24 protein-coding genes and 1 tRNA gene are annotated in these 25854 nt (G+C 69.3%); 11 read left to right on the top strand and 14 right to left on the bottom strand.

Features of this window, described 5'->3' with window-relative positions:
- From D7X32_RS15485 to D7X32_RS15460, 6 genes are all read left to right on the top strand, one after another.
- On the top strand, positions 1 to 2030 hold a 2030-nt coding region (locus D7X32_RS15485; protein WP_147450165.1), incomplete at its 5' end, for an ATP-dependent helicase.
- 155 nt (positions 2031 to 2185) lie between these two features.
- Complete coding sequence (locus tag D7X32_RS15480) at positions 2186 to 3808, top strand: Hsp70 family protein (protein WP_120603321.1); 1623 nt, start codon at positions 2186 to 2188, stop codon at positions 3806 to 3808.
- Between the two features lie 9 nt (positions 3809 to 3817).
- Positions 3818 to 4243, top strand: coding sequence for an SCP2 sterol-binding domain-containing protein (locus D7X32_RS15475; protein ID WP_120603318.1), 426 nt, complete (start codon positions 3818 to 3820; stop codon positions 4241 to 4243).
- A gap of 19 nt (positions 4244 to 4262) precedes the next feature.
- Positions 4263 to 4547: a hypothetical protein gene (locus D7X32_RS15470; RefSeq protein ID WP_120603317.1), complete on the top strand. Its 285-nt coding sequence runs from the start codon at positions 4263 to 4265 to the stop codon at positions 4545 to 4547.
- Between the two features lie 84 nt (positions 4548 to 4631).
- Positions 4632 to 4703, top strand: a tRNA-Val gene (locus tag D7X32_RS15465).
- A gap of 240 nt (positions 4704 to 4943) precedes the next feature.
- Positions 4944 to 5234 carry a YacL family protein gene (locus D7X32_RS15460; RefSeq protein ID WP_208752430.1) on the top strand — a complete coding sequence of 97 codons (291 nt, stop codon included), beginning with the start codon at positions 4944 to 4946 and terminating at the stop codon, positions 5232 to 5234.
- A gap of 99 nt (positions 5235 to 5333) precedes the next feature.
- Here D7X32_RS15460 and D7X32_RS15455 read toward each other — a convergent pair whose 3' ends face one another.
- Entirely contained in the window at positions 5334 to 6299 is a 966-nt protein-coding gene (locus tag D7X32_RS15455; RefSeq protein WP_439328999.1) for a TerC family protein, read from the bottom strand.
- A 411-nt stretch (positions 6300 to 6710) separates the two neighbouring features.
- Here D7X32_RS15455 and D7X32_RS15450 point away from each other — a divergent pair, with 411 nt between their 5' ends.
- Positions 6711 to 7763 (top strand): carbohydrate-binding protein, encoded by a 1053-nt coding sequence (locus tag D7X32_RS15450; protein ID WP_120603315.1) that lies wholly within the window; start codon positions 6711 to 6713, stop codon positions 7761 to 7763.
- A 249-nt stretch (positions 7764 to 8012) separates the two neighbouring features.
- Positions 8013 to 9650: a Rieske 2Fe-2S domain-containing protein gene (locus tag D7X32_RS15445; RefSeq protein ID WP_120603314.1), complete on the top strand. Its 1638-nt coding sequence runs from the start codon at positions 8013 to 8015 to the stop codon at positions 9648 to 9650.
- Between the two features lie 4 nt (positions 9651 to 9654).
- On the opposite strand, the gene uraH is transcribed toward D7X32_RS15445, so the two are convergent.
- From uraH to D7X32_RS15390, 11 genes are all read right to left on the bottom strand, one after another.
- The gene (gene uraH, locus D7X32_RS15440; RefSeq protein ID WP_120603313.1) at positions 9655 to 9996 is read right to left on the bottom strand and encodes a hydroxyisourate hydrolase; all 342 of its coding nucleotides are present in this window, start codon (positions 9994 to 9996) and stop codon (positions 9655 to 9657) included.
- On the bottom strand, positions 9993 to 10505 hold the full coding sequence (uraD, locus tag D7X32_RS15435; protein WP_120603312.1) for a 2-oxo-4-hydroxy-4-carboxy-5-ureidoimidazoline decarboxylase: 513 nt from the start codon (positions 10503 to 10505) through the stop codon (positions 9993 to 9995). The genes uraH and uraD overlap by 4 nt, the downstream gene beginning before the upstream one ends.
- Positions 10502 to 11524 (bottom strand): allantoicase, encoded by a 1023-nt coding sequence (alc, locus tag D7X32_RS15430; RefSeq protein WP_120603311.1) that lies wholly within the window; start codon positions 11522 to 11524, stop codon positions 10502 to 10504. Before alc ends, uraD begins: the two co-directional genes overlap by 4 nt.
- Positions 11525 to 11551: 27 nt before the next feature.
- The gene (gene allB, locus D7X32_RS15425; protein WP_120603310.1) at positions 11552 to 12898 is read right to left on the bottom strand and encodes an allantoinase AllB; all 1347 of its coding nucleotides are present in this window, start codon (positions 12896 to 12898) and stop codon (positions 11552 to 11554) included.
- Entirely contained in the window at positions 12895 to 14337 is a 1443-nt protein-coding gene (locus D7X32_RS15420) for an FAD/NAD(P)-binding protein (RefSeq protein ID WP_120603309.1), read from the bottom strand. Before D7X32_RS15420 ends, allB begins: the two co-directional genes overlap by 4 nt.
- A gap of 103 nt (positions 14338 to 14440) precedes the next feature.
- A complete protein-coding gene (locus tag D7X32_RS15415) occupies positions 14441 to 15226 on the bottom strand; it encodes a M12 family metallopeptidase (RefSeq protein ID WP_158625692.1) in 786 nt (261 codons plus the stop codon).
- Positions 15227 to 15294: 68 nt separating this feature from the next.
- Positions 15295 to 16077 (bottom strand): hypothetical protein, encoded by a 783-nt coding sequence (locus D7X32_RS15410; protein ID WP_147450164.1) that lies wholly within the window; start codon positions 16075 to 16077, stop codon positions 15295 to 15297.
- Positions 16074 to 17204 (bottom strand): hypothetical protein, encoded by a 1131-nt coding sequence (locus tag D7X32_RS15405; RefSeq protein WP_120603306.1) that lies wholly within the window; start codon positions 17202 to 17204, stop codon positions 16074 to 16076. Before D7X32_RS15405 ends, D7X32_RS15410 begins: the two co-directional genes overlap by 4 nt.
- 32 nt (positions 17205 to 17236) lie before the next feature.
- A complete protein-coding gene (locus D7X32_RS15400) occupies positions 17237 to 18337 on the bottom strand; it encodes a hypothetical protein (RefSeq protein WP_120603305.1) in 1101 nt (366 codons plus the stop codon).
- Complete coding sequence (locus D7X32_RS15395; protein ID WP_120603304.1) at positions 18334 to 19587, bottom strand: glycosyltransferase family 2 protein; 1254 nt, start codon at positions 19585 to 19587, stop codon at positions 18334 to 18336. Before D7X32_RS15395 ends, D7X32_RS15400 begins: the two co-directional genes overlap by 4 nt.
- Positions 19588 to 19757: 170 nt before the next feature.
- A complete protein-coding gene (locus D7X32_RS15390) occupies positions 19758 to 20981 on the bottom strand; it encodes a phosphatase domain-containing protein (protein WP_120603303.1) in 1224 nt (407 codons plus the stop codon).
- A 102-nt stretch (positions 20982 to 21083) separates the two neighbouring features.
- Between D7X32_RS15390 and D7X32_RS15385 the strand changes: the two genes are divergently transcribed.
- Positions 21084 to 21866, top strand: coding sequence for a 4'-phosphopantetheinyl transferase family protein (locus D7X32_RS15385; protein ID WP_120603302.1), 783 nt, complete (start codon positions 21084 to 21086; stop codon positions 21864 to 21866).
- A 14-nt stretch (positions 21867 to 21880) separates the two neighbouring features.
- On the opposite strand, the gene D7X32_RS15380 is transcribed toward D7X32_RS15385, so the two are convergent.
- Positions 21881 to 22636: a hypothetical protein gene (locus tag D7X32_RS15380; protein WP_120603301.1), complete on the bottom strand. Its 756-nt coding sequence runs from the start codon at positions 22634 to 22636 to the stop codon at positions 21881 to 21883.
- A gap of 28 nt (positions 22637 to 22664) precedes the next feature.
- A complete protein-coding gene (locus D7X32_RS15375; protein WP_120603300.1) occupies positions 22665 to 23438 on the bottom strand; it encodes a thioesterase II family protein in 774 nt (257 codons plus the stop codon).
- 237 nt (positions 23439 to 23675) lie between these two features.
- On the opposite strand from D7X32_RS15375, the gene cysD reads away from it, so the two are divergent.
- Together cysD and D7X32_RS15365 are read left to right on the top strand one after the other, a co-directional pair.
- Entirely contained in the window at positions 23676 to 24581 is a 906-nt protein-coding gene (gene cysD, locus D7X32_RS15370; protein ID WP_120603299.1) for a sulfate adenylyltransferase subunit CysD, read from the top strand.
- Positions 24581 to 25846, top strand: a complete 1266-nt coding sequence (locus D7X32_RS15365) for a sulfate adenylyltransferase subunit 1 (RefSeq protein ID WP_120603298.1) — start codon at positions 24581 to 24583, stop codon at positions 25844 to 25846. Before cysD ends, D7X32_RS15365 begins: the two co-directional genes overlap by 1 nt.
- Positions 25847 to 25854 lie beyond the last annotated feature (8 nt).

Below are 25854 nucleotides of genomic sequence, written 5' to 3'. Positions count from 1 at the left end.
CCGCCGGAGCGCCCCCGCGCCGTCTGGACCTGGACGGCGCGCTCAACGACGAGCAGCGCGCGGCGGTGGAAGCAGGGGAGGGGCCCGTGCTGGTCATCGCCGGGGCGGGCTCCGGCAAGACGCGAACGCTCACGTACCGCGTGGCCCGCATGCTGGAGCGGGGCGTCCCGCCGTCCTCGTTGCTGCTGCTCACGTTCACCAACAAGGCCGCGCGCGAGATGATCCGCCGCGTGGAGGAGCTGGCCGGCGGCTTCGCGGACGTGGGCAGCCTCCTGGGCGGCACGTTCCACCACGCGGCGCACGTGCTGCTGCGCCAGCACGCGGGGGCGCTGGGCTTCTCCACCGGCTTCACGGTGCTGGACCGCGAGGACGCTCGCGACCTGATGGCCACGTGCCTGGCGGAGCGGAAGCTGCGCAGCGACAAGCGCTTCCCGCGCCCGGACGCGCTGCTGGACCTGGTCTCCCTGGCCACCAACCTCCAGCAGCCCGTGTCCCAGGTGCTGGTGGACCGGCGCAGGGAGATGCTCCCCGTGGCCCCGGAGGTGTTCGCCACCGCGCGCCGCTTCCAGCAGCGCAAGGTGCAGCTGCACCTGATGGACTACGACGACCTGCTCGCGCACCTGAAGCGGCTCCTGGAGGACCACCCGTCCATCCGCGCGGAGCTCACCGGGCGCTTCCAGGGCGTGCTCGTGGACGAGTACCAGGACACGAACCGCCTCCAGGGCGACCTCGTGGACCTGCTCGTGGGCGAGCGCAAGAACCTCACCGTCGTGGGCGACGACTGCCAGTCCATCTACAGCTTCCGGGGCGCGGAGTTCACCAACATCATCGACTTCCCCCAGCGCTACCCCGGCTGCGGCATCTACCCGCTCACGCGCAACTACCGCTCCACGCCCCAGGTGCTGCGGCTGGCCAACGCCGTCATCGCGCGCAACACGCGCCAGTTCCCCAAGACGCTCGTGTCCGACGGCGCGCCCGGCCCCGTGCCCCAGGTGGTCCCCACCCGTGACGTGAAGGCCCAGGCCGCCTTCGTCGCCGAGCGCGTCCTCGAACTGCGCGCCCGGGGCCAGCGGCTGGAGTCCATGGCCGTGCTGTACCGCGCCCACCTGCACTCGCTGGAGCTGCAGTTGGAGCTGGCGCGCCACGGGCTGCCGTTCCGCGTGCGCTCCGGGGTGCGCTTCTTCGAGCAGACCCACGTCAAGGACGCGCTCGCCCACCTGCGCTGGGCGCACCACCGCGCGGACGAACTGGCCTTCAAGCGGCTCGCGCGGAAGCTCCCCGGCGTGGGCACCGCCAGCACCGAGCACCTGTGGACCGCCCTGGCCGCGCTGCCCCCGGAGCTGTCCCTGCCGGACGCGCTGGCCCACCCGGACGTCCAGGCCCACGTGCCTCGCAAGGCCCAGGCCGCCTTCCAGCGCTTCCAGGCGCTGATGACCACGTTGTCCGCCGGAGGGCTCCGGAGCCTGGGGAGCCCGGGCGCGCTGATCAAGGACGTGCTGGCCGCGCGCGAGCCCCCGGCCGCCCCGGAAGCGGAGGACCCTCGCGCGGAGGACCTGCGCCAGCTCCAGGAGTTCGCCTGCCGCTTCGAGGACGTGCCCCGCTTCCTGTCCGCCATCGCCTTGGTGGCCGAGTTCTCCGCCAGGGCCGCCCTGGACGGTGAATCCCCGGACGACGTGCTCACCCTCACCACGGTCCATCAGGCCAAGGGGCTGGAGTGGCGGACCGTCTTCGTGCTGGGGCTCGTGGACGGGCGCTTCCCCCTGTCGCAGGCCACGCGCGCCCCGGAGAACGAGGAGGAGGAGCGCCGCCTCTTCTACGTCGCCGTCACCCGGGCCCGGGAGGCGCTGTGGCTCGTGTACCCCCACACCTCGCTGCCCCGGGAGGACGGACGCCTGCTGCTCACCCCGTCGCGCTTCCTGGCCGAGCTGCCGGCGGGCCCTGACGCGGTGTGTGAAACCCTTCCGCCCCCAGAGCCCGACGGGCCGATCCGCCTGCGCGAACTGGGACCGGATCCAGACCGGGACTTGTAGGCCCGGCAGCCCCGAATCAGCCTCCCTGGTGGGCGGGCAGCCCAGAACTACAGTCAGGGAGGAAGCGTCCGCCTAGAAACGCGCACGCGACGCCTCGACGTGCTAGAGAGTGAGGACGGGCGCGGCCTCCCCCTGAGCTGCGCACGTTGACCTTCATGGCGGACAGACCTCGCATCGTCGGGATTGACCTGGGCACCACCAACACCCTGGTGGCGTCCGTGCGAAACCGCATCCCGAAGATCGTCCCCACGGACCGTGGCAACCTCATCCTGCCCTCCGTGGTCGCGCTGTCCTCCAAGAACGACCTGCTGGTCGGCGGCGTGGCCAAGGATCAGATGGTCACCAACCCCAAGAATACGCTCTGGGGCACCAAGCGGCTGATCGGCCGCAAGTACCATTCGAAGGCGGTGGAAGACCTCAAGGGGTACTTCCCCTACGACATCGTCGAGGACCCCAACGGGGACGCGGCGGTGACGATGGGCGGCAAGCTCTACACGCTGCCGCAGATCTCCAGCTTCGTGCTGTCGCAGCTGAAGACGATCGCGGAGCAGTTCCTGGGCGGCCCCATCGACGCGGCCGTCATCTCCGTCCCCGCCTACTACAACGACAACCAGCGCAATGCCGTCAAGGAAGCGGGGCGGCTGGCCGGCTTCGACGTCAAGCGCATCGTCAACGAGCCCACCGCCGCGGCGCTGGCCTACGGCTTCAACCGGGGCCTGGATCAGAAGGTCCTCGTCTATGACCTGGGCGGCGGCACCTTCGACGTCAGCGTGCTGCACCTGGCCGGCAACGTCTTCGAAGTGCTGGCCACCGGCGGCGACTCCTTCCTGGGTGGCGCGGACTTCGACAACCGCATCATGGAGTACGTGCTGGAGCGCTTCCGCGACGAGACCAAGGTCGACCTGACCGAAAGCCCCATCGCCCTCCAGCGCATCAAGAACGCCGCCGAGGCCGCGAAGATCGACCTGACGCTCATCCCGAACGTCGTCATCGACCTGCCGTACATCGAGGAGCGCAAGGGCAAGCCGCTGGACCTGCGCATCCCGCTGACCCGCGACTACTTGAACAACCTCACCGGCGACCTGGTGGACCGCACCTTCGACATCTGCGACCGCGTGCTCGCGGAGAAGGGCATCAGCCGCTCGGAGATCGACGAGATCATCCTGGTGGGCGGCCAGAGCCGCATGCCGCTGGTGCAGCAGAAGATCCAGGCCCACTTCGGCAAGGCCCCGCGCAAGGGCGTGCACCCGGACGAGTGCGTGGCCCTGGGCGCGGCGCTCTTGGGGGATTCGCTGGGCAGCATCGACGCGGTGACGCTGCTGGACGCGCTGTCCATGCCCATTGGCTACGCGATGCCCAACGGCCGTGTGAAGCGCATCATCGAGAAGAACTCGCTCATCCCGATGGTGAAGAGCTTCCGCCTGCCGCCGCCGCAGCAGCCGGGCGCGCAGTTCATCGAGCTGGACATCTACCAGGGTGACAGCGACCTGATGGTGGACAACGAGTACCTGGGCACCGTCCGCGTGCCGGCCGCAGCCGCGGGCCGGAAGATCGACTTCCGCCTCACCGAGGAGTGTCTCCTCCAGGTGCAGGTGGAGGACGCGAACGGCATGTCGCGCAAGGTGGATCTGGCCACCCGCGACACACCGGAGCAGTTGAAGAAGGCGCTGCAGGAGGTGGCCTCGCGCAACGCGCAGGCCGCTCCGTCGAACAGCAGCGGGCCGAGCGACGACCGCGGCCTCTTCTCCAGCATCAAGAGCATCTTCCGTAGGGGGTAGGGAGGCGCGATGCCGAAGTTTCCGTCGAAGGAATGGCTGGACGAAGCCGTCCGGCTCACCAATGCAGATCCGGAGTGCGCCATCGCCGGCAAGGGCTGGAAGGGCGACTTCGGGGCCATCATCGAGGCGGAGAAGGGCAAGCTGGACAAGTCCTTCGTCGTCCACGTGGAGCCCGGCGACTGCAACATCAAGCGGGCCCGGGTGCTGTCGGATCCGGACGACCTGGACGAGCTGGAGCCGGTGTACCTGGCCCGCGCGCCCTATTCCGTCTGGAAGCAGCTCCTGCTGGGCACGCTGGACCCCGTGGAGGCCGTGCTCAAGCGCCGCATCTCCATGCGCGGGGACCTGCAGCCGCTCATCGAACGCATGCGCTACAAGGGCATCGCGGACCGCGTCTTCGCCGCGCTGAAGACCGAGTTCCCTGACGGCCCCTAAAGGCCAGAGGACCGCCACCATGGGCATCCGGGACGACTTGAAGAAGCAGGCGCTGGGGCTGTCCAGCCTGGCCATGGAGAAGCTCATGGCCGACGAGAAGCGCGCCCTGGCCTTGGCCCAGGCCATTGGCCGGGTCCAGCGCGGCAAGCAGGCCCTGGACCGCGGGCAGGAAGAGGTCATGAAGGCCCTGCACTTCGCGCCGAAGGGGGACTTCAAGGCCGTGGGAAAGCAGCTCGCGGGCCTCAAGCGCCGCCTGCGTGAGCTGGACGAGAAGCTGGAGGCGCTGTCGGAAGAATCCTCCTAGGAAATGCGTTGACACCCGCGCGAGCGGATGGCATTTACCGCCGCGTCCGTTGCGCAGCGGTGGCGCGGCGGGCAGCAGACAGCAGGGCGCGTAGCTCAGCGGTAGAGCACTGCCTTCACACGGCAGGGGTCGCAGGTTCGAAACCTGCCGCGCCCATTTCAAAAGAAAGGCCGTGAGTCCTCCAGGGCTCACGGCCTTTTGCTTTTCCAGCGTCTGACACGCCGCTGTTCGCCGGGCGGAGACGCCCGTTGGCTGCCGCACGCGGCAGGGCCGCAGTGTCGGGTTCCGGCGCAATCGACCGGGGCGGGTCGTGGCCCGCGATCCACGGATTGTGCGACCGTCACGGCCGTGCCCAGGACATTGCGATTCACGTGGGATCAGCAGGGACGGGCGGTCGTGAGTGGCCTGCCGCCCGACGACGTGCTGGCGGACTACCTCGCCCAGGAGCTGCGGCCGGATCTGGACCGGGCGCAGGGGATGCTGCGCGTGCTGACGGCGCTGCGGCAGGGAAGGCGGGACCGGTGGGACGTCACCGGCGACACCTGGAGCCTGGAGCTCAACCGGGCCCGCGCCTCCATCCACAGCGAGGTGGCCATCCCCGGCCGCTCCCAGGACCTGCCCCTGGAGGAGTTCGAGGACGCCATCCGCTCCTGGTTGGAGTTCATGGAGCTGTCGCGGGCCCACTGAAAAAAGAGGCCCGAGCCCCCATGCGCTTCGGGGGCCCGGGCCCGGAGCCCCACACCCCATGGGACCCACAGCCAGGAAAGGTTTGTCCGGCGAAAGGCGTCAGCTCTTCGCGGGGGCCGGCGTGTTGCGCGGGACCTCCGGTGACGTGTCACCGGTGGGCGCGTGCGGCGGCGTGTTCCGGGCCTTCACCAGCGAGGCCACGATGCTGGAACCCAGCACCAGCGCGATGACGCCCAGGGACACGGCCGGCGACAGGTGCACCACGTCCACCAGCGCCATCTTCGCGCCCACGAACACGAGCACGCCGGAGAGGCCGACCTTCAGATAGGTGAACTTCTCCATCGCTCCGGCCATCAGGAAGAAGAGCGAGCGCAGGCCCAGGATGGCGAAGATGTTCGACGTGAAGACGATGAACGGGTCGCGCGTCACCGCGAAGATGGCGGGGATGGAGTCCAGCGCGAAGAGCACGTCGGACGCCTCCACCAGCATCAGCGCCATGAGCAGCGGCGTCGCCAGCTTCCGGCCGTTCTCCACCGTGAGGAAGTGCTGCCCGTGGAAGTGCGGCGTGGAGGGAATCACGCGGCGGGCGGTGCGCATCAGCCAGCCGTCCTCCGGGTGCTCCTCATGGTTGCGCTGGATGAAGAGCTTCACGCCCGTGATGATGAGGAAGGCGCCGAAGACGTAGATGAGCCAGTGGAAGCGCTCCAGCATCGCCACGCCCGCGAAGATCATCGCCGCGCGCAGCACCAGCGCGCTCAGGATGCCCCAGAAGAGCACCCGGTGCTGGTGGATGGCCGGCACCTTCATCGTGGAGAAGATGACGACGAAGACGAAGATGTTGTCGACGGAGAGCGACTTCTCGATGAGGTAGCCGGTGAGGAACTCCATGCCCGGCCCGGCGCCGAAGCGCCACCACAGGAAGGCGTTGAACGCCAGCGACAGGCTCACCCACACCGCGCTCCAGGCCCCGGCCTCCTTGAAGCTCACCGTGTGGGCCTTGCGGTGGAACACACCGAGGTCCAACGCGAGCATCGCGAAGACAAAAGCGATGAAGCCGCCCCACATGACGGGGCTGCCGATGGTTTGGAGGGATTCCAAGGCGTTCACCTGGGGAAGGCACGGGGAGCCAACCCCTCTCAAATAGGAGCCTTGGCTATCTTCGGCAAATAGAGAATCCGGACGCGATACTTCGGGAAAACGGAAGTATCACCGAGAGCAGGCGTGCGCCGGGCCAGGGAGCCGGACGGACGGGGGCTCTGGATGCCCTTGTCGCCGTGGGAAGTGTTCACTTCCGTCGCGGTTTGCAATGGCCCCGGCTGAGAACGCTTTCCACCGGGCCATTGAGACCAGCCGAGCGCCCGAACCTCCCGTGGCACGTGAGCCCGGAGGCTTGGGACGTGGGTGACGAGGCCGCCGGCGAAGGCGTCGCGGCCTCTGCCCGGCTCATGGCCCCCGTGCAAGGAACCCCCCTGCCCGATGCGGAACCGATTTGTCTTCACGTCCAGCGCACTGCTGCTGGCGCTCCATGCTTTTGGCTGCGGCGCCAGCCCCGAAGGTGAGACGACGACCCCGACCGGCGAGGTGAGCACCCCCGCGCCGGGTCCCGCCCCTGGCATCCCCACAACGCCCACGCCGGTCCCCGAGCCGGAGGGCACTCCGGAGCCCGTTCCCTCGGAGACCGAAGCTCCGGCGGACCCCTCCACGCCCGCGCCCACGGCTCCTCCGGAGGCCTCGCCAGCCCCCGCGCCGTCAGGCGTGGACGGCTTCGGCGTGACGATGCTCTACCCGTCCAAGCCAGGGGGAGAGGCCTGGGCGCTCGCGGACGACGCCACGGCGGACAAGCGCTTTGATCCCCAGGGCACCATCACGCGCAACGCGGACGGCTCCTGGAAGATGAAGAGCACGAAGGTCCGCATGAGCGCCTACCCGGCCACGGGCTACGACGCGAAGCAGATCGCGACGTACGACCGCGACGTGCTGGCGGGCCGCGGCTACATGCAGGCGGCGAACGACTGGAAGAACATCGAGATGACCGGCTTCGTGAAGGTCAACGCGGTGAACAACACGCAGGACAACTTCGCCTGGTACGCGCGAGGCGGGAAGCACAACGACAACAGCTCCGGCTGCGAGGGCAGCAGCTACAAGGGCGGCCTGCACTACGACGGCCGCGTGCGCTGGGAGAAGGAGACCTGGCACGTGTCCTACGACCAGGCGCCGTACAAGCCGGCCACCTCCGCGCTGAAGGGCCGCTGGGTGGGCTTCAAGGCGGTGATGCACAACGTGCCGGGCGCGAAGGGCACGGAGGCCGTGAAGCTGGAGCTGTACCTCAACGACAACGCGGACAAGGTCACCTGGACCAAGGTCTACGACATGACCGACGACGGGGCCTGGGGCGGGGATGCCCAGCACTGCGGCGGCTCGGTGGGCGCCATGCCCATCACGTGGGGCGGGCCCATCGCCACGTTCCGTTGGGACAACGCCACCGACGTGGACTTCAAGTGGATGAGCGTCCGGGAGATCCAGCCCTAGGCGGGCCGCACGCTGCGTGTCCTGAAAGCATCAGGGGAGGGGGCCTCGTGCGGGCTCCCTCCCTTTTTTTGTTCGCGGCCCGACGTGGCGTGCGTGGGCTTTCCAACAGGAGGGGCGCGCCGGGGTGCCGCTGGAAAGAGACGCCCTAGCTTCGCAGCCTAGCTGACGCCGGGGCCACGGGCCGCCCGCGCACAGCCACTCCAGGGCGCGGTCGTCCCGGCCGGGCCCTCTACACGAGGGACGACGTTCATGCGGATCACCTTCCTGGGTCATGCGGGCTTCGCGGTGGAGACCGCCGGAGCGCTGGTCGTCATGGATCCGTGGCTGACGCCCCAGGGAGCCTTCGACTCCGCGTGGATGCAGCTGCCGCGCAACCACCACCTGGCGCCGCGCGTGAAGGAGCTCCTGGAGACGCCGGGCAAGGAGCGCTTCCTCTACATCAGCCACGAGCACAAGGATCACTTCGACCCGGAGTTCCTGGCCACCATCGCGAAGCGGGACTTCACCGTGCTGGTGCCGAAGTTCCGCCGCTCGGAGCTGCGGGACATCTTCGAGAAGTACGGCTGCAAGCGCGTCATCGCGTGCGAGGACTCGCGCGAGATTCCCATCAAGGGCGGCTACATCAAGCTCTTCGTGTCCGAGCAGGGCACCAACCGCGACTCCAGCGTGATGGTGCGCGGCGACGGGCAGTGCTTCCTCAACATCAACGACTGCAAGATGCACGACCGGCTGGTGCGCGTCATCGCGGAGGAGGGGCCCATCGACGTCTTCTCCGCCCAGTTCTCCGGCGCCATCTGGCACCCCACCTGCTACGAGTACCCGAAGGAGACGTACTCGGCCATCAGCCTGAAGAAGCGCGACAGCAAGTTCGAGGCGGTGTCGCGCGCGCTGGATGTGGTGCGGCCCCGCGCGTACATCGCGGCGGCGGGCCCCGCGGCCTTCCTGGATCCGTCACTCTTCAGCCTGAACTTCGAGGACGTGAACATCTTCCCGCGCGCGCCGGCCCTCTTCTCCTACCTGGAGAAGCGCCTGCCCACGCTGCCCACGCGCTACCTGGAGCCCATGCCCGGGGACGTGCTGGACGCGGGCTCGCTGGAGTTCGTGTCGCAGGTGCCGGAGCGCGTGACGACGGAGAACTTCAAGGACTACCTCCAGACGTACGCGAAGGACATGGCCTACGTCTTCCGCGAGCGCCGCCGCAACCTGATGCGCGAGGAGGTGGATGACATCCACGGCCGCCTGCGCGTGGAGCTGCAGCGCAAGCTGGACCTGTTGGACCTGCACGACCGCGTCGGCATGCCGCTCTACGTGGAACTGACGGAGGCGCCCACCCGGCTGTTGCGCGTGGACTTCAAGGGCCGCCGCGTGGATGAAGTGACGGAGATGCGCGACAAGAGCCGCTACGCGATGAAGGTGAGCGCGAGCGACATCGTGCGCGTGCTGGATCGGAAGCTGAACTGGGAGGACTTCCTGCTGTCCTTCCGCCTGCGCCTGTCCCGCAACCCGGACGTGTACGAGCCCGTGCTGCACGGCTTCCTGGGCGTGGAGGTGGAGGACATCCGCGAGTTCTGCGACGGCATCCGCGCCACGGAGTCCCAGAAGGAGCGCACCGTGGTGGAGGCGGGCGGCAAGCGCTTCTCCATCCAGCGGTTCTGCCCGCACCAGGGCGCGGACCTGGCGGAGGGCTGGGTGGAGGAGGGCCGCTACGTGGTGTGCCCGCGCCACCGCTGGCAGTTCGACCTGCAGAACGGCGGCGGGTGCAAGACGAACAACTCCACGCTCTGCGCGGAGCCCGTCGCCGACAAGCCGGAGCGCGGCGGCGACAAGGCCCCGGCCGACAAGCTGCCCGCCGTGGACAAGGCGCCCGTCGAACCGCCGCGCGTCTGACGCTTCAGCTGCCCCGGTAGGTGGAGAAGCCGAAGGGGCTCAGGAGCAGCGGGACGTGGTAGTGCTCGTCCGTGGCGGTGATCTCGAAGAGCACCTGCACGGACGGGTAGAAGCCCCGCTGGCCCCGGGCCTGGAGCCAGGCCCCGGTGTCGAAGGTGAGGCGGTACACGCCGGGCGCGAGCTTCGTGTTCGCGCCCGACAGGTCCTTCACCCGTCCATCCGCGTTGGTGACGCCCCGGGCCAGCTCCCGGAAGGTGTCCTCCGTCCGGGCCTCCAGCGTGAGGGAGAGGCCTTCGGCGGGACGGCCCGTGCTCGTGTCCAGGACATGCGTGCTGAGGGTGCTCATGACGCGAGGAGCTTCTCCAGTCGGATGCGGGTGATCTTCGCCTGCTCTCCGGCAGCGATGCGCAGCTCCGCGTCCGGGGTGTTGTGCATGCGGTCCTGGAGCAGCGCCAGCATCTCCGAGGCGCTCTTGCCCGTGGCGCACACCAGGAAGATGAAGCCGTAGCGGGACTCGTAGTCCCGGTTGCCCTGGGACAGCGCCTGCAACACGCCTTCGTCCGCGCCGGACACGCCCTTCTGTTCCTGCGACGACCACTGCGCGGTGGAGGCGAACTTCTCCCGCAGCTTCGACACGTCGCCGATGCGCGGGTGGTGCGTGAAGGCCTCCATCCAGTCCTCCGGCCCCGTGCGCCCCCAGGCGTCCACGGCCTCCGCGTACAGGTGCTCCGCGTCGCGGAACGGGCGGACGGCCAGCATCCGCTGCACCCACTTCGTGCTGCCGCAGCAGCGGGTGAAGGCCTGGGTGGCCTCCTCTGTCGTCGCCGTGTTCAGGCGCTCCAGGGGCGTCGTCACGCCGGCTCACCGAAGAGGCGCAGCCGGCTGACGCCGCCATCCGGGAAGATGTTGAGGCGCACGTGGGTGATGGGGCCCACGTCCTTCAGCTCCTTCTCGAAGACGTGGCAGTGGTCCGCCTGGAGCTTCGACTGGGGCAGCAGCTCCTTCCACTTCAGGTGCGTCGCGTTGGCGAAGTCCAGCAGCGGCTCCTCCAGGTGGATGCCTTCCAGCGAGCAGCGGTCCGGGAAGTTGCCCTTGAAGAAGTGGGTGTCCACCTCCGCGCGGCGCAGGGTGCCCGCGGTGGCCAGCTTCACGACGATCCAGTCGAAGCCCGGCACGCGCTTGCGGCGCGTCTCCCAGCCTTCACCCATGTTCGCCGCGCGGCCCGGGAAGATGAGGTTGTCCTTCGTGCCGAAGAACTGATCATTGCACGTGACGACGGAGCCGCCGTTGGCCGCCGCCGCCAGGTCCGCCAGCCCGGCCTTCTTGAGGGCGTGCCAGTCCGGCAGCACCTGCCCGTGCACGCGCAGGCGCGCGACGCCGCCGTCCGGGTAGATGTTGAGGCGCACGTGCGTGAAGCGCCGCTCGTTCGCCACCGCGAAGAGGTTGCGCGAGCCGCCGCGCAGGCGCTGCCTGGGGACCAGCTCCGTCCAGCGCGACACGTCCTCCGCCAGCGACTCCGGCGTCGGATCTCCGTCCACCTCGCACGCCTCCAGGGAGGCGTATTCGGGGAAGTTGCCGATGAAGTGGTTGGTGTCCACGTCGATGCCGTGGATGGCGCCGGGCAGGCCCAGCTTCACGATGCACCAGTCGTAGCCGGGCACGCGCTTGCGGCGCGTCTCCCAGCCGTCCATCCACTTGCCGCGCTCCGTGTACTTGTCCGCGATGAAGACGCCGCGCCCGGGCTCCAGCATCGCTTCCTTGGGCGCGAAGAACTCATCGTTGGCCAAAAGGGCCTTGCCGCCCACCTTGCGTGCGGCGAGATCAATCAGGTCGGCGAAGGCGACGTGCATCGCCCCGGGTGCTTCGGCTTGCATCGGTTGTCCTCTCCCGGACCGCCGGGGCTATCCGCGCGGCAGCCACTGGCCGATGCGCGGGCCCGTCAGTCCCTCGGTGGCGTCGAAGATACGCTGGCCGCGCAGGTATGTCCTCAACACCCGGCCTTCCAGTTCGCGCCCCGCGTAGGGCGTCAGCCGGTGCCGGTGGCGGATGTCCTCTGGCGCCACCTTGAAGCGCGCCTCCGGGGCGAAGACGACGAAGTCCGCGTCCAGCCCGGGCTTGAGCGCTCCTTTGCGTCCCGACAGTCCGGCCAGCTTCGCGGTGCGGTGCGCCATGCGCTCCACCAGCGTGTCCAGGCCCAGGCCATGCGAGCGCATGCCCGTCCACACCGCCGACACGCTGAGCTGCAACCCGGCGATGCCGCCCCACGCGCCAGAGAAGTCCCCGGCCTCCAGCTTCTTGAGCGCGGGCGTGCAGGGCGAGTGGTCCGACACCACCAGGTCGATGAGGCCGCTCTTCACCGCCGCCCACAGCCGCTCGCGGTTCGCCGCCTCGCGGATGGGCGGGGCGCACTTGAAGTGGGTGGCGCCGGCTTCAATCTCCTCCGAGGTGAAGGTGAGGTAGTGCGGGCACGTCTCCACCGTGAAGGGCAGGCCCTCCGCCTTCGCCTTCGCGATGTCGTCCAGCGCGTCCGCGGCGGACAGGTGGACGATGTGCACGGGGCCCCGGTGCTTGCGGCACAGGTCGATCATCATCCGGATGGCGTCCACCTCCCATGCGGCCGGGCGCGACGCGAGGTAGCTGGCGTACGCGCGCACGTCGCCCGCGAAGGGCGGCTCGTGGTCCGTCAGCTCCGCGTGGACGAGCAGCGGCACGCCCGCCTTCGCGAGGATGGGCATGGCCACGTCCAGCACCTCGCGCGTGGCGGCGGGGAACTCGTCCACGCCCGAGTGCACGAGGAAGCACTTGAAGCCCGGCGTGCCCGCGTCGACCATCGCCTGGAGCTCGTTCGCGTTGCCGGGGATGACGCCGCCCCACAGGCCGTAGTCGATGGCGCACTGGCCTGACGCGGCCTCTGACTTGGTGCGCAGCGCGGCCAGGGACGTGGTCGCGGGGATGGAGTTGAGCGGCATGTCCACCACGGTGGTGATGCCGCCCGCCGCCGCCGCGGCCGTCGCCGTGGCGAAGCCCTCCCAGTCCGTGCGGCCGGGCTCGTTGATGTGCGCGTGGCTGTCCACGATGCCGGGCAACAGCGCGTCCCGGCCCAGGTCCACCACCTGAGCGTCCCTGGGCACGTCCACCGTCGCGTGGATGCCTTCGATGCGCCCGTCGCGCACCACCACCGCCGCGGCGCGCGTGCCTTCGGGCGTCACCACGCGCTCGCTGCGAAACACCGTTACAGATGCACTCACGTCTCGAACTCCGTCGTCGCGTAGTCCGCGAGCGCGCGGAAGTGGCGCTCGCTGTCATCCAGGTAGAGCTGCTTGGTGATGCCGCCCACCAGCCGGGGCAGGCTGTACTTCATGCCGGAGATGCTGGCACCGCCGAAGCCCAGCGAGAGCAGGCACCCGAAGGTGTAGTTGAACACGCCGCCAAGCCACGGCGCGCTGCCGGGCTGCTTCTCCTGGAACTCGAACGACGGGCCCAGGTAAGGGTGGCGCAACAGGTCCGCGTGCCGTTCGTTCTCCGGCGGCGTGAAGCGGTCCTTCCACAGCGCGATGTGCGGGTGCAGCTCCGCCAGCTCCGGCCGCAGCGACAGGTCCGTGGTGAAGCCGGACGCGATGATGAGGAAGTCGAACGTGTGCGTCGCGTGCGGCGTGCGCACCACGGCCTGGCCGTCCTGCGACTTCACCTCCACCCAGGGGCTCTCCGCGTGCAGGTGGAAGTGCGGGTGGCGGCGCGCGCGCTCGAAGGTGTCGCGCGGCGGCAGCTGGCCCATTTCGATGATCTGCCGGATGAAGCGCCAGCGCTGCGCGTCCGGCAGGTCGCCGTGGTGGCGCAGGAAGCCCGCGAACTCCGCCCAGCGGTAAGGGTTCACGTTGGGCAGCTTCTTGCGGCGGTAGAACAGGTCCACCTGGCCCGCGCCCGCCTCCAGCGCCACGGAGGCGTTGTCGAACGCGGAGGCCCCCGCGCCCAGCACGCCGATGCGCTTGCCCTTCAGAGCGTCGAAGTCGATGGGGTCATGCGTGTGCGCCCACAGCGCGCGCGGCAGCGACTGCACCTCCGGCGGCGCGTCCCAGCGGCCGGAGCCGTCGATGCCGGTGGCCAGCACCACCTTGCGCGCTAAAAGGAACTCCGCCTCGTTGTTGTGCGCGGCGGGGACCTCGAAGCACTCCAGGTCCGCGCGCCAGCGCAGCGCGCCCGCCTTGGTGCCGCACTTCACGGGGATGCCCAGCACGCGCCGGTACCAGAGCAGGTAGTCCGCCCACAGCTCCTTCGGGATGAGGGCGACCTGCTGGAAGCCCTCCACGCCGTGCTGCGCCTCGTACCAGGCGCGGAAGGAGAGGTTCGGGATGTTGTAGTCCGGGCCGGTGAGGTACTTGGGCGTGCGCAGGGTGATCATCCGCGCGAACGTCTTCCAGGGCCCGTGGAAGCCGTCCTTGCCGTCGTCCAGCACCATCAGGTTCGTCACCCGCTCGCGCATCAGGCCGAACGCGGCGCCCAGGCCGCTCTGGCCTCCGCCCACGATGAGCACGTCCAGGATGGGGCGGCCGTCCGGCGTGGAGCGCGGCGGCACCCAGCTCCGGGCGGGGTAGGACAGGATGTCCAGGTCGCGGCGGAGGGCGTCTTCCAGCGCCTCCAGACCCTGCGGAGGACGGTACGTCGAGGCCAGCGGATCGCGGTCGGGCATCGGACCTGAAGCAACCCACGCCCGGATTCTTCACGCAAGGGGGCGGCCGGCCAATCGCCCCCCTTCAGGCATCATTCCGTCCGGGAGTGTGTCCCGGAGCGGGTCACGGCGCTGGAGCCGGAAGCTCGCACTTGTAGAGCTTGTTGATCTTCTGGATGTCCAGCTTGCTCAGGCCGGCACGCTGGCCGATCTTCGACTGCGCTTTGGGGTCCTTCGTAATGATGGTCCGGGAGCCATCGGTGGAGAACGCGACCCCGGGATAGTGCATGATGGAGCCATAGTCATACGGCAAGCCTTGCGTATCCATTAGCGATTCGACCGCGAAACTGACCAGCATGTCTCGCGGGACCTTGTTGACCACGATGGTCACGTACCGGTCGCGGTCAGGCCGGTTGTTCTCGTGCGAGAAGCCCAGGGTGTGGTTCATGTCGTGAAGGACAACGCCTTTCACGTCACAGCCAACTCCGACGCTGAGCTTCTGCATCCCGTCGTTCAGCATTCCAATGTATGAGTAGCATTGGCTGGCCCCTCCATCGAAGAACTGGACGTAGTTCGGCTGGTTGACGCGTGGAACGAACCTCACGCATGTGAGCCGGGTGTAGTCCGCGATGGCGGCGTTGATGGCGGTCTTCGCCTTGGTCGGGAGATTGCTCGAGAAGGTATAGGGAACCAGCACGACCTTGGGGTTCGCCGGGTCCTTGTAGTTCCAGAGGCGCGTGGTGTTGCTCACGGCCTTCGCCAGGCCGCGGGCCGGCGTGTCCTCCCGGGGACGGATGATGTCCCCTTCGATGACGAACGATCCGGCATCCTCCTGGGCGAGGGCCACACCCGTCGGGAGGGCGAGCGACAACAGCAACACAACACGGCGAAGCCACGGGGTTCGTGTCACGGGGCGCTTCCTGGAAGTAGGGACCAAGGGGGCGTTGTAACTGCCCATCCCGGGCCCACGCCAGGGGCTCACCGTCGCGACGTGGTTCCCGCTGTCTGGGGCACGAGCAGTTGGAAGCGCACGCGCGCGTTGTCCGTGCGCATCCCGGCGGGGCCTTCCAGCACGAGCGCATCCGCGGGCAGGATGCCCTCCCAGACGCGCTTGCCGTCCGCGTACACGGTCAGCACGTCCGCGTCGATGCGGGCACGCAGCACATGCGACTCGCCCGGGGAGAGTTTGTCCAACGGCTCCATGAAGCGTGGCCGCACGGTGGTGTAGCCGGCGTTGCCGCACTCGCCGCTTTCATGGTCGTCCGGGTTGCGCTTGAAGTTGACCACGATGCCCGCGGAAGGCGCGATGCGCCACATGGCGTAGATGACGTTGCAGCCATCCCTGGCGCGCAGCTTGAGGCCCACCTGTTCGCGCTGCTGGCCGGACGCCAGCGGAATCGCCGGGTCGGTGATGCCCAGCCAGGTGAAGCGCAGCACCGCTTCGTCGCCCGTCGTCTCCGGCACGACCGCGCGCTGACGAGGCACCTCGATGGCGAAGTGCGTCCCGTCTGGCTCCTCCTCCTGGAGACTCACGAGCTGCCCTTCCGTGATGTGCAGCTGCCGTCGCGTGACGGGGGACAGGCCATCCTTCGAGGGCAGCGGATCCGCGCGAAGCGCGCGCGTGCTGGAGGATGCAGGGGAGTCCATGGGCTTCCTCGTGCCGTTGCAGGCGCCGTGGCTCAGGAGCAGTCCTCCTGCCCACAGCATCAACACGCCCGACGTTCCGAGCGCCACCCACCGCCGTTGCCGTGCGTCGCTCATGGCCCCGTGCTCCCCAGCATCGAGCGGAGCGTCTCCAGGTGCGCGCCCAGGTAGGCCTGCTCCGCCTGGAGCCGTGCCAGCTCCAGCAGCAGGTAGTCCCGGAAGCGGCGCACCTGCCGCGTCTGCAACTGCTCCACCTCGCGCAGCTGTCCCTGCAGGTCCGTCACCAGCGCGGACACCTCGCCCAGCCGCTGCTGTTCGCTCCGCTCGGTGATGCGCAGCTCGCCCAGCAGCTGGCGCACCCGCCGGGGCGCTCCGTCCACCGCGTCGCGCGTCTCCTGGCGGCGGCCCTCGCGGGCCTGGGCGTTGGCCCGGCCCTGCCACAGGTGGCCCAGGTTGTAGCCCAGCGTGAGCTGGCCGAAGAGGGGCGTGTCCTGCTCCACGTTGAAGACCTCGTCGTAGCCTCCGCGCACGCTCAGGCGCCACGCGGATGCCGTGCGCAGGCCGCCGGACAGGACCTCCACCTGATCATCCGCGGCCTCGAAGGCGCTGAGCAGCGCGCTCAGCGTCTGCCCTTCCGGCGGCGCGGGTTCGAGCGCCAGCTGCTCGCGCGCCTGGGCGGTGTCGCGCGCGAGCGAGCGCAGGTGATCCAACCGCACCTGCACCGCGTTGAGCTCCTCCAGCGTCGTGCCGCCGTCGCGCAGGTCGTTGCGCAGCTCCGCGACCAGCGTCTCCGCGCGGGGCAGGGACGCGGCCAGCGCCCGGGCACGCGCGTCCAACGCCGCCGCCTCGCCCAGCCGTGAACCCTGCTCCACGGCGCTCTGGAGCGCCGCGAGCGCCTGGTAGCGCCGGCACTCGGCCTCCGCGCGCGAGCGCAGCGTGTGGCCCCGGTAGAGACCCACGAAGTCGTAGCCCAGCCCCGCGGTGACGCGCAGCTTGGGCGAGCCCAGTGGCGTGTCGTCCGAGCCGCCCATCGCGTCGCCCGCGTTCACCGCGCCCACGCTGGCGAACACCTCTGGCGCCAGCTCCAGCGCGGCCTCCGCGCGCGAGGTGCCGCGCACGCGCTCGCAGTAGCCCTTCGCGAGGTCGCCCTGGGCCCGCACCGTCCCCGCTTCTTCCGCCGCTGGGGCCATGCCCGCCCACAACCCAAGCCCCAGCAGGGCTCCTCTCGCGAGGCTCGTCCGCATCCTCCGCTTCCTTTCCTTTTTCAAGACAGGGCTCACAGCATCAACGGGGGATGGCCCAGGTGAAGCAGCGGCTCGCGCGCGCTTGGCGCATCCCGAAGCTGGAGTTCCACCATCACGCCTCGCAAGTGGTACTGGCGGATGGGGTGCTGCTGGGAGATCTCCCCCTCCAGCACCGGCCCCACCACGCCCACCTCGCGGCACCAGAAGATCTTCAGCGCGCAGGTGTAGAGCGGCGTGCCGGCCCGGGCGTTGGGCAGGTTCTCGTAGGGCACGAAGGCCACCGTGAGGTTCTGCTCCAGCGCCTTCAGGTACGGCGAGGCATGCACCACCTGGAGCAGGTGGTTGAAGCGGCGGATGCGCTCATCCAGCGCGAGCACGTCCGCCTCCAGGCTCTTGCGCTGCGCCTCCGCCCGCGCCATCACGAGCACCGACTGCGTGTATTCACGCTCCAGCAGCAGCGTGTCCGTGGTGAGGCCTTCCGGGGCGTCGTCGCGGCCCAGGCCGTTCTCCGCGGCGGTGAGCCCCTCGCTCTCGCGCCGGAGCGTGTCCAGGCGCATGTCCAGGTCCACCGTCTCCTGCGCCAGCGACAGGTTGCTCTGCGCCATCTGCGCCAGGTGGTGGTTCGTGGTGAGCACGTCCTCGCGCTCCATCAGCTTCGCGCCGTAGAGCGCGTTCGTGCGGGTGCGCGCCAGGCCGCTGAACGCGCGGTTGGATTCGGCGATCTCCCCGCCCGCGCGCAGGTACTCCTGGCGCAGCGAGGACAGCCGCTTCGCCAGCCGGTCGCGGGAGCGCTTCTCGCCCTTGAGGGCCACGACGAAGCGCTGCTGGAAGGACCGCTCCGTGGCCAGGGTGCGGTCGGCCTCTTGAAGCCGGTCGGACGCCTCGCGCCGCTGCGCGAGCAGCCCGTCCCGCTCCGACTCCTGCTGCGCCGCCTGCGCGTTGAGCGACAGGACGTTGGGGTCGGTGGGCGACAGGATGGTGGGCGCCACCCAGCTGGTGCTCGCCAGGAAGAAGCCCTGCACCGCGAGGAACGACATCAGGCCCAGGAGGATCAGCGCCAGCAGCACCGACCCCATGAACTTGTATGCGGAGACGGCGACGGAGTTGAGCCGGTTGGCGACCTGCTGGTTCATGACGGAGTTCCCTCGCCTGCGGAGTTGGAAGTGAGCTTCGCGGGGGCGGGGGAGGGTGCCGGGGCAGAGGCCGGCGTCGGGCTGCCGCGCGTCTCCCAGCTCCCGGAGTCGAGCGTCAGCAGGGCCAGCGGCGTGAAGAGCGCGTACGTCACCGGCATGAGCAGCGCCATGGGCAGGAAGCTCACGGCGGGCACGCGCCGGTCCTCGGGCAGGTAGCGCGTCTCCATCCGGTAGATGAAGCCCAGGAGGCCAATCACCAGGAAGTGGAACGCGAGGATGTCCCAGAACTCGCCGTTGAGCATGTTGTGGACGATGACCACCGGGTACGCGAGCAGCAGCGCCAGCTGCGACACGTAGTGCACGGTGATGACCGGGTGCAGCCGCCACGCGTGCGACAGGCCGCAGAGGAGGTCCACCAGGTTGGAGCGCCGCCACCGCAGCTGCTGGCTGAAGTATCCCGCGAGCGTGGACGGCGCGGCGGTGAAGCAGAACGCGTCCAGCGTGTAGACCGTCTCGTAGTCGTGCTTGACGATCTGCCGCGTGAGGAAGCGGTCCTCGCCGTACTTGATGGGGATGCCCGCGATGGCGCGCGCCTCCAGGATGGGCTCCAGCTCCAGCAGCACGGAGCGGCGGTACGCGGTGAGGCAGCCGGACAGGCACATCACCTGGCGGAACGAGCGCTCCAGGTCCTTCAGCCACTTCTGGGCGAAGTGGAACTTGATTTCGATCATCCGCGTCAGCCAGTTCTGGTGACGGTTGATGACGAAGGTGCGTCCGCCCACCGCGGCGACGTTGGGGTGGACGAAGCGGCGGATGAGCTGGCGCACCGCGCTGCGCTCCACCACCACGTCGGAGTCCACGGAGACGATGATCTCCGCGGCCTCCGCGGCGCGGACGCCCCGGTTGATGCCCTTGCGCTTGCCCATGTTCTCCGGGTTGCGCATCACCCGGACGTTGGGGTGCCCTTCCGCGGCCTTGGTGGCCCACGCGACGCTGTCGTCGCGCGAGCAGTCATCCACGACGATGATCTCCGTGAGCTCGCTGGGATAGTCCTGATCCAGCAGCGCCTTGACCGTGTGGAAGATGCCCTGGCCTTCGTTGAACAGCGGAACGACGATGGCGACCTTCGGGCGGTAGGTGTCATCCACCCGCTCGAACCGCCGCCCCTTCAGCCGCCTCAAGAAGGGGCCAAGGATGTAGCGGTTCATCAACACGACGATGAACAGCAAATGGATGGGAAACAGTTCCATCGGCCCCGCGCGCCCCCTCACGCCCCGGAAGGGCCCCGGGAACTTCCCGGAGCCCTTCCTTCCGTCCCCAGACGGCCGCTCCACCCCTGTGAAGCGCACGGAAGGTTGGGGTGTCTCGCACGTCCCGCCAACTGCCCGGGACCGGTGGGCCGAGGGCTGTCAGGGAAGCTTCAGTCGCGCCCTGTCCGCGCGGCGCCAGGCGCCCGGGGCAGCGCCGACGCCAGGGCCAGGTCCCGTGCCAGCTCCGCCTCTCGCGCCTGGCGTTGGGCAGGGGAGGTGAAGGTGATGGCCGCCAGGGACTCGGTCGCGGCGGCGGAGATGCGGTCCACGCCGTCCCGGGAGATGACGCCCGCGTGGAACGCGTCCACCGCAGCGCCCACGTAGGTGTCGAAGAAGAAGACGTGCTGTGCGCGCCACGCGTCGCGCTTCTGCTGGGGCGTCGCCACCACGTCATGGATGAACACGGCGCGCACCGCCTGGGGGAGGGCCGTGCGCATCCTCGCGCCGAACTCCACGTCGCCCTGGCCGCTGTCTCCCACGAAGACGAAGCCGTATTCGGGGAAGAGGCGCGCGTACTGTTCGAAGTTCTCGAACTTCTTCTGCGCGATGCGCGTGTTGCCCACCAGGTAGAAGAAGCTGCCGGACAGCATCACCGCCAGCGGCACGCCGCGCTTGCTCAGCGAGTCCAGCGTCGCGTTCTCGATGAGGCCCAGCGGATCCTGCGGACGGGCGCTCACGAACACGAGGTCGCCCGCGCGGCCCGGGATGATGCCCGGCCCCCGGTCCAGCTCCTGGTAGAACGTGAGCACGCCCGGGTACACCGTCTTCGACGGATAGCGCTTGTCCACCCAGTTGACGAAGAACGTGTCGTCAATGTCGCTCAGGACCTTGTTCTCGCCGCTGGGGAAGGCCTGCGCTTCGCGCTGGAAGTGGGCGAGCACCTGCGTTCGCACCGCCACGTCGTCCACGTCGTCGAACACCAGCTTGTGCAGGTCGTGGTACTCGCCGCCCGCGTCCAGCAGGTTCTTGAACCCGGTCAGCTCCCGGCCCTTCAACCCCAGGAACAGGTCGCGCAGCCGCGTTTCCGCCTGCGCGTGCGTGGCGCCCTTCTGGAGCGCGGTGGCCAGCGACGCGCGCACCGGCAGGGACAGCTCCGCCGCACGGCGCGCGCACAAGAGGTCCAGGAGCTCGGTGTGATGGTCGGGGCCCAGGAGCCGGTCATCCAGGTCCGACAGCAGGCGCACCAGGTCCACGTTGGACAGGAGGAAGTTCAGCTCCTCGCTGGTGGCGCCCGCCAGCAGGTCCAGGATGCGGCGTTCGTCGTCCCGGTCCGTGTGGCCGGTCATGTCCCGGCGCAGCGCCTGGAGCTTCGTCGTCGCGGTGGACAGGTCCATGCGTTCCTCCCCCTAGCCGTTGGGCCGTGAAGCCTACGCGCCCGGCTCCAGGCCGGACCAGCCCCCGTGACAGGCGCGGCGGTTCCTGATTGCCTGCGCGACATGACGGCGTCCTCTTCCTCCTCGCCCCTCGACCTGCGCCCCGACGAGGTCCACGTGTGGCTCGTCGAACCCGAGCGCATCGAAGACCCGCGCCTGCTGGAGGCCTACAAGGCCCTGCTGGACACCGGCGAGCGCGAGCGGCAGCGGCGCTTCCACTTCGAGCGGCACCAGCGCCAGTACCTCGTGTCCCATGCGCTGGTGCGGCTGACCCTGTCGCGCTACGCCCCCGTCGCGCCGGAGGCCTGGCGCTTCGTGCCCAACGAGTACGGCCGTCCCGCCATCGTCGGTCCGGTGGGCCAGTGGCTGCGCTTCAACCTGAGCCACACCGACGGCATGGCCCTGGTCGCGGTGGGCCGGGACGTGGACCTGGGCGCGGACATCGAGGACGCCGACCGGCCGGGGGAGACGGTGGAGATCGCCGACCACTACTTCGCCAGGACGGAGGTGCAGGCCCTGCGCGCATTGCCGAAGGAGCTCCAGCGCAAGCGCTTCTTCGAGTACTGGACCTTGAAGGAGGCCTACATCAAGGCGCGAGGCGCGGGCCTGTCCCTGCCGTTGGATCAATTCGCCTTCGACCTGGTGCCGGGGCAGATGCCGCACATCTCCTTCGACCCTCGGATGCAGGACCTGCCGGACGTGTGGCAGTTCATGCAGCACCAGCCGTCCACGCGGCATCAGGCGGCGGTGGCCTTCCGCAGGCCCCGGGGTGGGGCGCTCTCCGTGCGCTGGCAGCACACCGTGCCGCTCGCCGGGGACATGGCCCCGGTCGTCAAGACGGCCTGAGCCTACGGCTGACGTCAGGGGGCGGGCGGGCCGTCCAGTGCCACGGTGCCTCCCGGAAGGGGGCCTGGCGCGCGGTGCAGCTCCAGGACGATGTCCGGCGGGTAGGCCGCCTTGAGAGCGCGCTGGTAGCGCAGGTGGAGCGCGTCGTAGTCGCCCCGCTTGAGACGCAAGAGGCCCCAGCCCGCCGCCACGGCCATCCCCGCGCCAAGCGCGCCCAGGGTGGGCCCGGCCTGGAGGAACGCGGAGGTCATGAGGGCGGCCACCGCCGACGCCGCCACGATGAGCCAGCCCGTGCGGAGCGACTTGCCCATCCGGAGGTACCTCGCCAGCTCTTCGGAGGTCAGGGCTCGCGCTGCCTCCTCGTGGGCGCGCTGCTCCTCCTCGGGGTCCTCCATCCGGTTGAAATGGACACGGACGCGATACCAGGAGGGCTCGACGTGGAACCGGTCCTCGGCGGACGTGATCCGCGGGCGGGGATTGCGAAAGTCCTCGCACCCACCCGCCATCGCGGTTCCCGAACCGAGGTGGAGCCCCAGCTCGTTCCCGATCGTGTCGAACCGTTTCCCGGGCAGTGGGACGAACGGCTCATCAACGTGAACCTGGAGGATGTAGCCGCCGTCCGCGCTGGTGTCGATGACGAGCACCTCCCCGCGCACGGCGCTCGCCTCCAGCGCCTTTCCCTCGATGGGATGCTTCGCGGAGGGGAGTCCGGCGTCCCAGATTCCCACGCAGGCGATGTCCGTCCCCGCGTGGATGCGGTGCTGAGCCATGCGCGGGACTATCGCGCATCCGCGCCGTCTAGGTCGCGGCCGTCATCCAGCGCGTCAGGTCCTCGCGCACGGCGGCCAGCACCGGCGGCCCGTGCGTGCGGATGAAGAAGTGGCCGCCATCGAAGTGGCGGATGCGCACGTCGGCGGTGGACTCCTCGCGCCAGTGCTCCATCGTGGCCAGCTCCACGTGCTTGTCCCCCTTGCCCGCGTACACGGACAGCGGGATGTCCAGCGGGGCCGCGTCCGCGCCGTCCTCGGACCAGGCCAGCGCGAAGTCCGCGCGCAGCGTGGGGAGGATGAGCTCCAGCAGCTCCTTGTGCTGGAGGACCTCCTCCGGCGTGCCGTCGTACTCGCGCAGCTTCGCGATGAAGCCCGGATCATCCAGCTTGTGGATGGGGTCCCGCTCGTTGTGCGACGGCGGGGGCGCCGCCGCCGCGATGAAGCCCAGCGGCTTCGGCCCGCCCTGGCGCTTCAGCGTCCGGGCCACCTCCAGGCCGATGCGCGCCCCCATGCTGTAGCCGAACAGCGCGAAGGGCCGGTCCATCAGCGGCGTCAGCGCCGGCATCAGCACGTCCATCAGCTCCGGCATGGACTTGAGCGCGGGCTCCATCAGGCGCCGCTCGCGCCCGGGCAGCTGCACCGCGCACAGCTCCACCCCCGTGGGCAGCGCCATGCTCCAGGGCGTGTAGATGGCCGCGCTCCCACCCGCGAAGGGCAGGCAGAACAGGCGCAGGCGCGGCTCCGGAAGCGGCTTGCGGGAGGGGAACCAGCGATCAAGGACGGGAGGGGAGGCGCTTGCCATGGCGCGGCCGTCTATACCATGGGCCTCCCTCGCGGGAATGCCCTCCCGCACCCCCGGTGAGGCCCCCGGGCACGCACCGGGCGTGGGCCCGTGAAACATCCGTCCCAGCAGGTCGGACGGCCTTGTTTCACCGCCCCCTCCCGCATGTCGCATCCGGTGTGTCTCAGGGCCCGAAGACGCGGAAACTTTCATGGGCCACGGTTGGGCGGCGGGAGGGTTGTGGTAGCTTGCCCGGCCGTGAGCTACGAGCTTTCACATCTTGAGGCGCTGGAAGCCGAGTCCATCTTCATCATCCGGGAAGTCGCGGCGGAGCTGGACCGGCCGGTGCTGCTCTTCTCCGGTGGGAAGGACTCCGCGGTGATGTTGCACCTGGCGGTCAAGGCCTTCTGGCCCGCACCGCTACCGTTTCCGCTGATGCACGTGGACACGGGGCACAACTTCCCGGAGGTCATCCAATATCGCGATGAACGGGTGGCGGAACTGGGCGCGCGGATCATCGTCGCGTCCGTGCAGGAGGCCATCGATGCAGGCAAGGTGACGGAGGAGAAGGGTCCTCGCGCGTCCCGCAACCGCCTGCAGACGCAGCCCCTGCTGGAGGCCATCGAGAAGAACGGCTTCAACGCCGTCTTCGGCGGTGCCCGGCGCGACGAGGAGAAGGCCCGCGCGAAGGAGCGCGTGTATTCCTTCCGCGACGAGTTCGGCCAGTGGGATCCGAAGAACCAGCGGCCGGAGCTGTGGGCGCTCTACAACGGCCGCCACCGCCGCGGTGAGCACCTGCGCGTGTTCCCGCTGTCCAACTGGACCGAGCTGGACATCTGGCAGTACATCGGCCGGGAGAACGTGGCGCTGCCGTCCATCTACTACACGCACCGGCGCGAGGTGTTCCGCCGGGACGGGATGCTGATGGCCTGGTCGCCCTTCATGTCCATGATGCCCGGCGAGACGGTGACGACGGAGACGGTGCGCTTCCGCACCGTGGGCGACATGACGTGCACCGCGTGCGTGCCCTCCACCGCGTCCACGGTGGAGCAGGTCATCGCGGAGGTGACGGCCTCCCGCGTGACGGAGCGTGGCGCCAGCCGCGCGGACGACAAGTTCTCTGAGACGGCGATGGAAGACCGCAAGCGCGAGGGATACTTCTAGTGGAACTGCTGAGATTCGCGACCGCGGGCTCCGTGGATGACGGCAAGAGCACCCTCATCGGGCGGCTGTTGTACGACACGAAGTCCATCCTCGAGGACCAGCTCGCCGCGGTGGAGCGCACGAGCCACGCCCGGGGCGACGAGTACGTCAACCTGGCGCTGCTGCTGGACGGCCTGAAGGCCGAGCGCGAGCAGGGCATCACCATCGACGTGGCGTACCGCTACTTCTCCACGGTGAAGCGCAAGTTCATCATCGCGGACACGCCCGGACACCTTCAGTACACGCGCAACATGGTGACGGGCGCGTCCACGGCGGACCTGGCGCTCATCCTGGTGGACGCGCGCAAGGGCGTGCTGGAGCAGACGCGCCGCCACGCGTTCATCGCGTCGCTGCTGCGCGTGCCGCACCTGGTGCTGTGCGTGAACAAGATGGACCTGGTGGACTTCGACCAGGGCATCTTCGACCGCATCCGGGAGGAGTTCCGCCAGTTCTCCATGAAGCTGGACGTGACGGACCTGTCGTTCATCCCCATCTCCGCGCTGGGCGGGGACAACGTGGTGACGCGCTCGGAGAAGATGCCCTGGTACCAGGGCCCCACGCTCCTGCACCACCTGGAGAACGTGCACATCGCGTCCGACCGCGACCTCATCCACCTGCGCTTCCCCGTGCAGGGGGTCATCCGGCCCGCGTCCGCGAAGAAGTTCCACGACTACCGCGCGTACTCCGGGCAGCTGTTGGGCGGCGTGATGCGCCCGGGCGACGAGGTGATGGTGATGCCGTCCGGCTTCACCACGCGCATCAAGTCGCTGGAGCTCGCCGGCAAGCCGCTGACGGAGGCGTTCCCGCCCATGTCGGTGAACGTGTCGCTGGAGGAGGAGCTGGACATCAGCCGCGGCGACATGCTGTGCCGCCCGGGCAACCCGCCCACCGCGAGCCAGGACATCGACGCGATGGTGACCTGGCTGTCGGACACGACGCAGCTGTCCACCGGGTCGCGGCTGGCCATCAAGCACACCACCCGCATGGCGCGCGCCATGGTGAAGCAGCTGCACTACCGGCTGGACGTCAACACGCTGCACCGCGACGACCAGACCCCCGGCCTCAAGCTCAACGAGGTGGGCCGGGTGACGCTGCGCACGACGGTGCCGCTCTTCTTCGACGAGTACCGGCGCAACCGCAGCACCGGCAGCTTCATCCTCGTGGACGAAGGCACCAACGCCACCGTGGGCGCGGGGATGATCAACGGCCCCGCCGTGGACAGGTAGGGAATGGC

Origin of the sequence: Corallococcus carmarthensis (genome assembly GCF_003611695.1) — a bacterium.
GTDB lineage: Bacteria > Myxococcota > Myxococcia > Myxococcales > Myxococcaceae > Corallococcus > Corallococcus carmarthensis.
Note: the sequence above shows the minus strand (reverse complement) of the source record. Positions and strands in the feature narration are given on the sequence as shown.